Raw genomic sequence first — 9,363 nt, forward strand, 5'->3', positions numbered from 1 at the left:
TTGAAACAAAAGCGGGCGCCCATGCGGCGCCCGTTTTCCTTCGTGCCAGCCCGTCAGCACCGCCGTGTTTCGCGGCCGATCATGCACGACGCCGTGTTTCGCGGCCGATGCTCCAGCACAAGAGCGCGACGGGAAAGAGCCCGACCGCTCCGATCACAAGGCTAGGGACCGCCGCCTCGGCCAGTCGCTCGTCCGAGGCAAGCCTGTGCGCCTGCACCGCCAGCGTGTCGTAGTTGAACGGGCGCAAGATCAGCGTGGCTGGCAGTTCCTTCATCACATCGACGAAAACGATCAAGAGCGCGGTCAGGATCGCTGGCTGCAAGATCGGCACATGCACGCGGCGCAGCATCGGTGTCGGCCCATGGCCCAGCGTGCGGGCCACGGCGTCCATATTGGGGTTCACCGTGGCCAAGCCCGCCTCGTAGGTGTTCAGCGCAACCGCCATGAAGCGCACCATGTAGGCCGCGATCATCAGCCAGATGGAGCCTGTGATCAAAAGCCCGGTGTCGATGCCGAAATTCGCTTCCATCACCCGGTCGAGCGCATTGTCGAAGGCGGCGAAAGGAAAAAGCAGCCCCACGGCGATCACCCCGCCGGGCACCGCGTAGCCGATACCGGCGATCCGCAGCCCGACCCGCGCCGCGCGCGAGGGGAAGATCCGTGCATTGAACCCCATCGCAATGGCCGCCGCCACGGTCAAGATGGCCGCGATACTGGCAAGGGTCAGAGAGTGCTGCAAAAAGCCCAAGTAGCGGGGCGAAAACAGGATCTGGCTTGTCCCTGATGCCAGCGCGATCAAGATCCCGCTTGGCAGCAGAAAGCCAAAAAAAACGGGTAGACCGCAGGCGATGAACGCGCCCGCGGCGGCACGCCCTCGCAGGGTGACGGGCTCCATCCGCTCGAAACGGCGGCCGGCGTCATGATGGCGCTGGTTCTGCCTTTGGTGCCGCTCGAGCGTGGCCAGTGCCAGCGCCACGACCAGCAGGCACAGCGCCAATTGCGCCGCCGCCGCCCGGTCGAACAGGCCAAACCAGCTGACATAGATGCCCGTAGCGAATGTCTGCACGCCGAAATAGGCGACGGTGCCGTAATCGGCCAATGTCTCCATCATCGCCAGCAATACGCCACCCGCGATGGCGGGGCGTGCGACCGGCACCGAGACGCGGAAAAACGCCCCCCACGGCCCCAGCCCCAGCGTGCGCGCGGCGATATAGGCGGTGGCCGATTGGCGCAGGAAAGCGGCACGCGCCAGCAGGTAGACATAGGGGTAAAGCACCAAGATCAGCATCGCCGCCGCCCCACCGGTCGAGCGGATTTCTGGGAACCAGTAATCGCGCGGGCCCCAGCCTGTCAGATCGCGCAACGTGCTTTGGACCCAGCCGGGGTGATCAAGCAGATCAGTATAGGCATAGGCCAGCACATAGGCCGGAAAGGTCAGCGGCAAGGCCAAGGCGATTTCCAGCAGACCACGCCCCGGAAAGCGCGTCGCCGTGACCAGCCATGCCGTTGCGGTGCCGATCATCGCCGTGCCGGTCGCCACGACCAGCACCAAGATGGCTGTCGTGCCCGCGTAGCGCGGTAGGACCGATCCGGCCAAGGCGCTGAGCGTGTCACCGCCGCCGCCAAGTGCCGCAAGCGCCACGGCCAGCATCGGCAAGATGCATAGCCCCGCCACAAGCCAAGCCAAGGCGGAAAGGCGGCGGGACTGCTGGAGGCGGTGGGTCGTCGGCATGGGCAGGGCTGGTGCGATCAAGAAAGGGCAATCCGATCTCTTTTGTCAGGCTTTCGTCGGAATGCAAGGCGACAAGGCCGGTCCGGGCCGCAGTGTCGCAAAAGCTTCACTTGAAGAGGGGCAAAATTTCGGTATTTCGAGAAATATGGAAACAACACTTTCAGAGAGATTCGCCATCCTTGGCCACCCAGTGCGGTTGGATGTGCTGCGCCTGTTGATCCGGCGTCATCCCGACCTTTTGCCCGCGGGTGAAATCGCCGAGGTTCTGGGTCTCAAGCCCAATACGCTCAGCGCCTATCTGGCCGATCTATTGCGTGCGGGGCTGATCACCCGCACCCGCAGCGGCACGTTTCTGCGCTATGGGGCCGACCTTGTGGGCATTAGCGCGATGACCGGCGCGTTGTGGACCGATTGCTGCCTTGGTCGACCCGACCTTTGCCCGCCGACCGCCATCATGGAACATCCCGGAGACATTCCCATGACAGCCCCCCGCCATTACCGCGTCTTGTTCATCTGCACGGGGAATTCCGCCCGCTCCATCTTTGCCGAATCGATCCTGCGCAAGATCGCGGGGGATCGGTTCGCGGCATTTTCCGCCGGGACCAAGCCGCAATCCGAGATGAACCCTCTGGCCGTGAAGATGCTGCAATCAAAAGGCTACGAGATCGAGAGCCTTCGCTCCAAGAATGTGGCGGAGTTCCAAGGGCCAGAGGCCGAGCCCTTCGATTTCGTCTTTACCGTTTGCGACCGCGCCGCGAACGAGGCTTGCCCACCATGGCCGGGCCAGCCGATCAGCGCGCATTGGGGCACGCCCGACCCGGTCAAGTCGCAAGGGACCGAGGCCGAGCGGATGCTGGCCTTTCAGCATGCCTATGGAATGCTGCGCAACCGCATTACCGCCTTTGCCGCCCTGCCCTTGGAGGCGCTTGACCGCATCTCGCTTCAGCATGCGCTCGACGATATCGCCCGCAATCAGGAGGGTTCGCAATGACGACCTATGCGCTCAATGGTCTGGGCCGGATCGGCAAGTTGGCGCTGCGCCCGCTGTTGGAGCGTGGGGCCAAGATCGCGTGGATCAATGATGCCGTGGGCGATCCGGCGATGCATGCGCATCTGCTCGAATTCGATACGGTGCATGGCCGTTGGCGGGCTGATATCAGCAGCGATGCAGATAGCATCGCCATCGATGGTGTGCGCCTGCCCGTTCTCAACGAACGCGATCCGGCCAAGCTGCCTCTGGCGGGTGTGGATGTGGTGATCGACTGCACCGGCGTCTTCAAGACGGCGGCAAAGATCCAGCCCTATTTCGGTGCGGGTGCGAAGCGCGTTGTCGTCTCGGCCCCGGTCAAGGATGGGGGTGCCGCCAACATCGTCTATGGCGTGAACCACGACATCTACGACCCCGCCCAGCACCGCATTGTCACGGCGGCAAGCTGCACGACCAATTGCCTCGCCCCGGTGGTCAAGGTCATCCATGAGGGGTTGGGGATCAAGCATGGCTCTATCACCACGATCCATGATGTGACCAATACGCAAACCATCGTGGACCGCCCCGCCAAGGATCTGCGCCGCGCGCGCTCGGCGCTCAACAGCTTGATCCCGACCACCACGGGCAGTGCCACGGCGATCACGTTGATCTACCCGGAGTTGAAGGGCAAGTTGAACGGCCATGCGGTGCGGGTGCCGCTATTGAATGCGTCCCTTACCGATTGCGTCTTCGAGGTCGAGCGCCCCACCACAGTGGCGGAGGTGAACGCGCTGTTCGCGGCGGCGGCCAAGAAGGGCCCGCTTGTCGGTATTCTGGGTTACGAAGAACGCCCGCTGGTCAGCGCCGATTACACCAATGACACGCGCTCAAGCATCATCGACGCCCCCTCCACCATGGTGGTGAACGGCACGCAGGTGAAGATCTACGCATGGTATGACAACGAGATGGGCTATGCGCATCGACTGGTCGATGTGGCCCTGATGGTGGGCGCCAATCCATGACCGACGGCGCGCGCCCGCCGGGGATGGCGGCCTATATCGCCGTCACGGCGGCCTATTGGGCATTCATGCTGACCGATGGCGCGCTGCGCATGCTGGTGCTGCTGCATTTCCACACGCTGGGCTTTTCCCCGGTGCAACTGGCCTATCTGTTCATCTTGTATGAGATCGCGGGGATCGTGACCAACCTTTCGGCAGGCTGGATCGCCGCGCGCTTTGGGCTGACGGCCACGCTTTACGCCGTGCTGGGGTTGCAGATCGTGGCGTTGCTGGCACTCGCGCAACTTGACCCAAGCTGGGGCATCGCGGCCTCGGTCGCCTTTGTCATGGTGGTGCAGGGGTTGTCGGGCGTGGCGAAGGATCTGGCCAAGATGTCCTCGAAATCGGCGGTGAAGCTTTTGGCACCAGCGGGCGAGGGGGTCTTGTTTCGCTGGGTGGCGGTGCTGACCGGATCGAAGAACGCGGTCAAGGGCTTGGGCTTCCTCCTTGGGGCGGCGATGCTCGCCCTCGTCGGCTTTGTCGGTTCGGTGCTGGCGATGGCCGCCATTTTGTCGATGATCTTGCTGGTGATCGCGTGGCGGATGCCAAGCGGCCTGCCCACGGGTCGCAAGGGCGCGAAATTCACCGAAGTCTTTTCCAAATCCCACAACGTCAATTGGCTTTCGGCGGCGCGCGTTTTCTTGTTCGGCGCGCGCGATGTGTGGTTCGTCGTCGGCATCCCGATCTATTTCTACGCGGTCTTGTCGGATGGCACGGTCGCGGGCAACCGGGCGGCGTTTTTCACCATCGGCGGCTTCATGGCGGTCTGGATCATCCTCTATGGCGCGGTGCAGGCCAGCGCCCCCAAGATCCTGCGCGCCGAGGCACGCGGCGAAGCGGCCCTGATCGGCGAGGCCTGGGGCTGGGCCTTGGGCCTCGCTCTATTGCCAGCGATGTTGGCGGCGCTGGTGTGGTTCGCTGGCACGTCGGCACCATGGCTCACGGTCACGCTGATCGCGGGGCTCTTGGCCTTCGGTGCGATCTTCGCCATCAATTCGGCGCTGCATTCTTACCTGATCCTTGCCTTCACGCGGGCCGAGCGGGTCACGATGGATGTGGGGTTCTACTATATGGCCAATGCGACGGGGCGGTTGATCGGCACGCTTTTGTCAGGGCTGAGTTATCAATGGGGTGGCCTGCCCGCCTGTCTGGGCGTGGCGGCGATGATGCTTGCGGTCAGCGGTATCACGGCGCGCCAATTGCGCCCGGTCACGGCGTGATGCGACGTTAAGAAAGCCTTCAGCGCGCGCATGCTATCGCCCTGCGCATGGCCGAGGCAGAGCAAAATCCCCGCCCGCTGATCGTGAAGCGCAAGAAGGTGATCGCCGGTGGCGGTCATCATGGCGGCGCGTGGAAAGTGGCCTATGCCGATTTCGTCACTGCGATGATGGCGTTCTTCATGCTGATGTGGCTGCTCAACGCGACCACGGAACAACAACGCAAGGGCATCGCGGATTATTTCTCCCCCACCATTCCGATCACGCGCATCTCGGGCGGGGGCGATGGTGCCTTTGGCGGCGACAGCCCGTTTTCGGAAACCACCACAGCGCAATCGGGTACCGGCGCGACCAGCCTTCGCCCGACAGAAGGACGGCAGGGGCTTGGCATGTCGGGAACCGATTACCGGCAGATGGACGCCCAAGACGCCATGGCGCTGGCCGCGGTGGCTGACGCCTTGTCCGGCCAGAATGGCGATAGTGTTTTGCCCGAGCATATACTGGCCCATGTCGCCACGCGCCTGACCGATGAGGGGTTGATCATCGAGATTTTCTCGCGCCCCGGGCAACAGATTTTCGATCCTCAAACCGGCGCTCCCGCGCCGTGGATGGCCGATATCGCCGCCGTGATGGCCAGCCTATTTGCAACCGTCACCAATGCTGTCGCCATCGAAGGCCATGTGGCGGCTGAGCCTGTCGTCGTGGCCGCCGAGACGCGTTGGCGCGCCTCGACCGACCGCGCGCAAAGCTTTCGCGGTTTGCTCGAGGCTTCGGGCCTCCCGCCGCGCCGTATTCTGCGTGTGACGGGGCATGCCGATCGCGAAGCCGTCACCGAGAACCCGATGTCGCCGCGCAACGAGCGGCTGGAGATCATCCTTTTGCGTAGTGCCCGCTGAGGCGCGGGCAAATGCGGCGAATTTGAATTGTTAGGCCTCCCTTAAGCAGGCTCTGCCAAGGGTGATGCCGTCCCAGATGCAGCAGAAAGGCGCATGAGATGACCATTTCCTCCTCGCTCAATTCAGGCGTGGCCGGGCTTCAGGTGAATGCCAGCCGCCTTGCGACCATCGCCGACAATATCGCGAACTCCGGCACCTACGGTTACAAGCGCGTCGTCGCCGATTTTCATTCCCTCGTGATCATGCAAAGCGATGGCAGCTATTCGGCGGGTGGCGTGCGCGCCTCGACCGCCCGGATGATCGACCAGCGCGGCACCTTGGTGACGACCGACAACCCGACTGACCTTGCGATCGGCGGGCGTGGCATGATGGCCGTGACCTCCGCCGCAGCCCTTGATGGGCCGGGAACCGACCTTCCGATTCGCCTGTTGACGACCGGGTCGTTCCGGCCGGACGCCGAGGGGATATTGCGCACTCAAACCGGCGAGGTGCTGATGGGCTGGCCTGCCAACCCCGATGGGACCGTGCCCAATTTCCCGCGCGACACATTCGACGGTTTGCAGCCGATCCAGATCAATTCCAACCAGTTCACCGGTGACCCGACAACGCGGATGCAATTGTCGGTCAACCTACCCGCAACCCAGACCGATGCAGGCGGCAACGGTCAGCCATTCGTGATGTCGGCGGAATATTACGACAATCTGGGCACATCCCAATATCTGGAGATCTCATTCACCCCGACAATTCCAACAGTCGGCATGAGCCATCAATGGACGATGGAGGTGCGTGACAGCGCCACGGGTGGCGGCGTGATCGGGGAATATGCGCTGACCTTCGACGATGCCCGCGGCAATGGCGGCAATCTCGCCTCGGTGACGCCGATCTCGGGTGGGGCCTATGATCCGGCGACGGGCACGCTTGCGCTGAATGTCGATGCGGGGCCGCTCGATCTGGTGATCGGCGCGCCGGGCGATCCGGGTGGTTTGACCCAGCTTTCCGATACGTTCGCGCGCGCGCCCGTGGTCAAGAACGGCTCTCCCGTCGGCGATCTCAGCCGGGTGGAGGTCGATGCGAATGGCTATCTTCACGCCATCTACGACAGTGGCATCACCCGCGTGATCTATCAGATCCCCATCGTCGATGTCCCCAATCTCAACGGTCTGACCACGGGCGACAACCAGACCTATTCCATCTCGCCCGACTCGGGGCAGTTCTTCTTGTGGGATGCGGGCGATGGGCCGACCGGTGACATGGTGGGCTATGCGCGCGAGGAATCCACCACCGATGTGGCGGGTGAACTGACCCAGCTGATCCAGACACAGCGGGCCTATTCCTCGAATGCCAAGATCATCCAGACCGTGGATGAGATGTTGCAGGAAACCACCAACATCAAGCGCTGATCCGCGCCCCGGCCGGAGCTGATCCATGAGCATTTCAAGCGCCTTGTCCAATGCCCTCTCCGGGCTGAACGTCGCCGCCCGCGCGACCGATATCGTCTCGTCCAACATCGCCAACGCCATGACCGATGGTTATGGCGTGCGCAGCTTGGCGATCTCGGCGCGCGTCATCGGCAATGGTGGCGCGGGGGCTTGGGTGTCGGGCGTCATCCGGCATGAGGACAGCATCTTGATCGGCCATCGCCGGCGGGCCGAGGCCGAGACGTCCTTTTCCATGGCGCAATCCCAGCACCTGACCCGGTTGGAGGGGTTGATCGGTACACCCGACGCGCCCGGTAGCCTTGCCGCACGCGCAACGGCCTTCGAGGCGGCGATGATCTCGGCTGCGGCTGGGCCACAGGATCAGACGCGCCTTGGTGCCGCTGTCGGCGCCGCAGTCGATCTTGCCACGACGATCAACACCATCGCAGCCGGCATTCAGGGCCAGCGCCTTCAAGCGGATGGTGAGATCGGGCGCATGGTGAGCCGGATCAACACCGCGCTCGAGTCTTTGGCGGCCCTCAACACGCGCATCCGCCAAGATAGCGGGGGTGGGAGGGATGTCTCGGCACTGCTTGATGCGCAAGCGCGGCTGGTCGATGACATCGCACCGCTGATCCCGCTGGAAAGCCGGCGTGATGCAACCGGCGCGCTATTGCTCTACAGCGCGGATGGGCAGGCGCTGCTCGATGGGCGGCCCGCGGTCTTGGGCTTTTCACCCGTCACGGTGATGACCGCCGAGATGTCGCGTGCCGATGGCACATTATCCGGGCTGACCCTGAACGGGCGCGCCTTGCCCTTGGATGGCACAACCCCGGCCTTTGCGGGTGGTGAATTGGCCGCGCAATTCGCTTTGCGCGATCAATGGGCGATCACCGCCCAAGCGGGGATCGATGCGGTCGCCCGCGATCTGGCGGCACGTTTCGATGCGCCCGGTTTCGACCCGACACTGGCGCCGGGCCAGCCGGGGCTGTTCACCGATGCCGGGGCAAGTGTCGATCCGGCGCTGGAAATCGGCCTGGCCGGGCGGCTTCGGGTCAATGCGGCCGTTCTACCGGCCGAAGGCGGGGCGCATTGGCGCTTGCGTGACGGTTTGGGCGCGACGGCACCCGGCCCCAGCGGCGCGGCGGGATTTCTGCACGCGCAGATCGACACGCTCACGGCCCTGCGGGCGACCGCCTCGGGCGGGTTTTCGGCGACGGGGCGCAGTTTCGCGGGGCTGGTCGGCGATCACCTCACCGCGGTTGGTTTTGCCCGCCAAGCGGCCGAGGTCGATCAAGCCCATGGCATGGCCCGGCTTCACGCGCTGCGCGATGAGGGGTTGCGCCAAGGCGTCGATACGGACGCGGAAATGCAGCGGCTTTTGCGGATCGAACAGGTTTTCGCCGCGAATGCGCGCGTGGTCAGCGCCGCGCAAGAGATGATCGATCAACTGATCAGGATGGGTGCATGAGCTGGACCACATTGGGCGATGCGGCCCGTTTTCACATGATGCAACATGACGGCACCAGGCTGCGGCAAGAGTTGCAGCGGCTGACAACCGAGTTGTCGACCGGTCGCCAAAGCGATCTGGGCCGCGCGACGGGGGGAAATTTCGGCAGCCTTGCCGATATGACGCGATCCTTGACGCTGACCCAGACATTCGCGCGCGCCATCGATGAAGCAGGCTTTGCCGCCGCCGCCCGCCAAACCGCCTTGGCGCGGATCGAGAGCGAGATCGACGGGCTTGCGCCGCATATCCTCGGCCTTTCAACCGGCGGCGCTTTGCAGGAGTTGACGTTGGCTTTGGCCGATGCCCCCGAACGGTTCACCCAAGCGGTGTCGGCGTTGAATACCCGCGTGGCCGGTCTGTCGCTTTTTGCCGGAAACGCGCCCGATCAGCCCACAGTGATCCCGGCCGAGGCGATGATGGATGCGCTGCGCCCGCTGGTGGCCGGGGCGACGACGACGGCTGACGCGATCGCCGCGGTCGAGGCATGGTTTCTCAGCCCCGGCGGTGGGTTCGAGACCACCGCATGGCAAGGCGGCAGCGGCCCGGCGGCGCCTGCTGTTCTGGG

General features: G+C 64.1%; 7 protein-coding genes and 1 pseudogene. 7 read left to right on the forward strand and 1 reads right to left on the reverse strand.

Features of this window, described 5'->3' with window-relative positions; translation table 11 throughout:
• Positions 1–79 precede the first annotated feature (79 nt).
• A complete protein-coding gene (locus ACTG4J_RS00555) occupies positions 80–1,732 on the reverse strand; it encodes an ABC transporter permease (protein ID WP_439136536.1) in 1,653 nt (550 codons plus the stop codon).
• 145 nt (positions 1,733–1,877) lie between these two features.
• Here ACTG4J_RS00555 and ACTG4J_RS00560 point away from each other — a divergent pair, with 145 nt between their 5' ends.
• The 7 genes and pseudogenes from ACTG4J_RS00560 to ACTG4J_RS00590 form a co-directional block, all read left to right on the forward strand.
• Positions 1,878–2,723, forward strand: a complete 846-nt coding sequence (locus tag ACTG4J_RS00560; protein ID WP_439136537.1) for a helix-turn-helix domain-containing protein — start codon at positions 1,878–1,880, stop codon at positions 2,721–2,723.
• Positions 2,720–3,721, forward strand: coding sequence for an ArsJ-associated glyceraldehyde-3-phosphate dehydrogenase (locus ACTG4J_RS00565; RefSeq protein WP_439136538.1), 1,002 nt, complete (start codon positions 2,720–2,722; stop codon positions 3,719–3,721). The genes ACTG4J_RS00560 and ACTG4J_RS00565 overlap by 4 nt, the downstream gene beginning before the upstream one ends.
• Positions 3,718–4,977, forward strand: coding sequence for an organoarsenical effux MFS transporter ArsJ (gene arsJ / locus ACTG4J_RS00570; protein ID WP_439136539.1), 1,260 nt, complete (start codon positions 3,718–3,720; stop codon positions 4,975–4,977). Before ACTG4J_RS00565 ends, arsJ begins: the two co-directional genes overlap by 4 nt.
• Positions 4,978–5,024: 47 nt before the next feature.
• Positions 5,025–5,870 (forward strand): flagellar motor protein MotB, encoded by an 846-nt coding sequence (locus tag ACTG4J_RS00575; protein ID WP_439136540.1) that lies wholly within the window; start codon positions 5,025–5,027, stop codon positions 5,868–5,870.
• 98 nt (positions 5,871–5,968) lie between these two features.
• On the forward strand, positions 5,969–7,270 hold the full coding sequence (locus tag ACTG4J_RS00580) for a flagellar hook protein FlgE (protein ID WP_439136541.1): 1,302 nt from the start codon (positions 5,969–5,971) through the stop codon (positions 7,268–7,270).
• A 25-nt stretch (positions 7,271–7,295) separates the two neighbouring features.
• Positions 7,296–8,759, forward strand: a complete 1,464-nt coding sequence (gene flgK, locus ACTG4J_RS00585) for a flagellar hook-associated protein FlgK (RefSeq protein ID WP_439136542.1) — start codon at positions 7,296–7,298, stop codon at positions 8,757–8,759.
• Positions 8,756–9,363, forward strand: a pseudogene (locus ACTG4J_RS00590) (hypothetical protein); the annotation flags it as partial. The gene flgK and the pseudogene ACTG4J_RS00590, both read left to right, overlap by 4 nt.

It is taken from the genome of Roseicyclus sp. (assembly GCF_965662675.1).
Lineage (GTDB): Bacteria > Pseudomonadota > Alphaproteobacteria > Rhodobacterales > Rhodobacteraceae > Roseicyclus.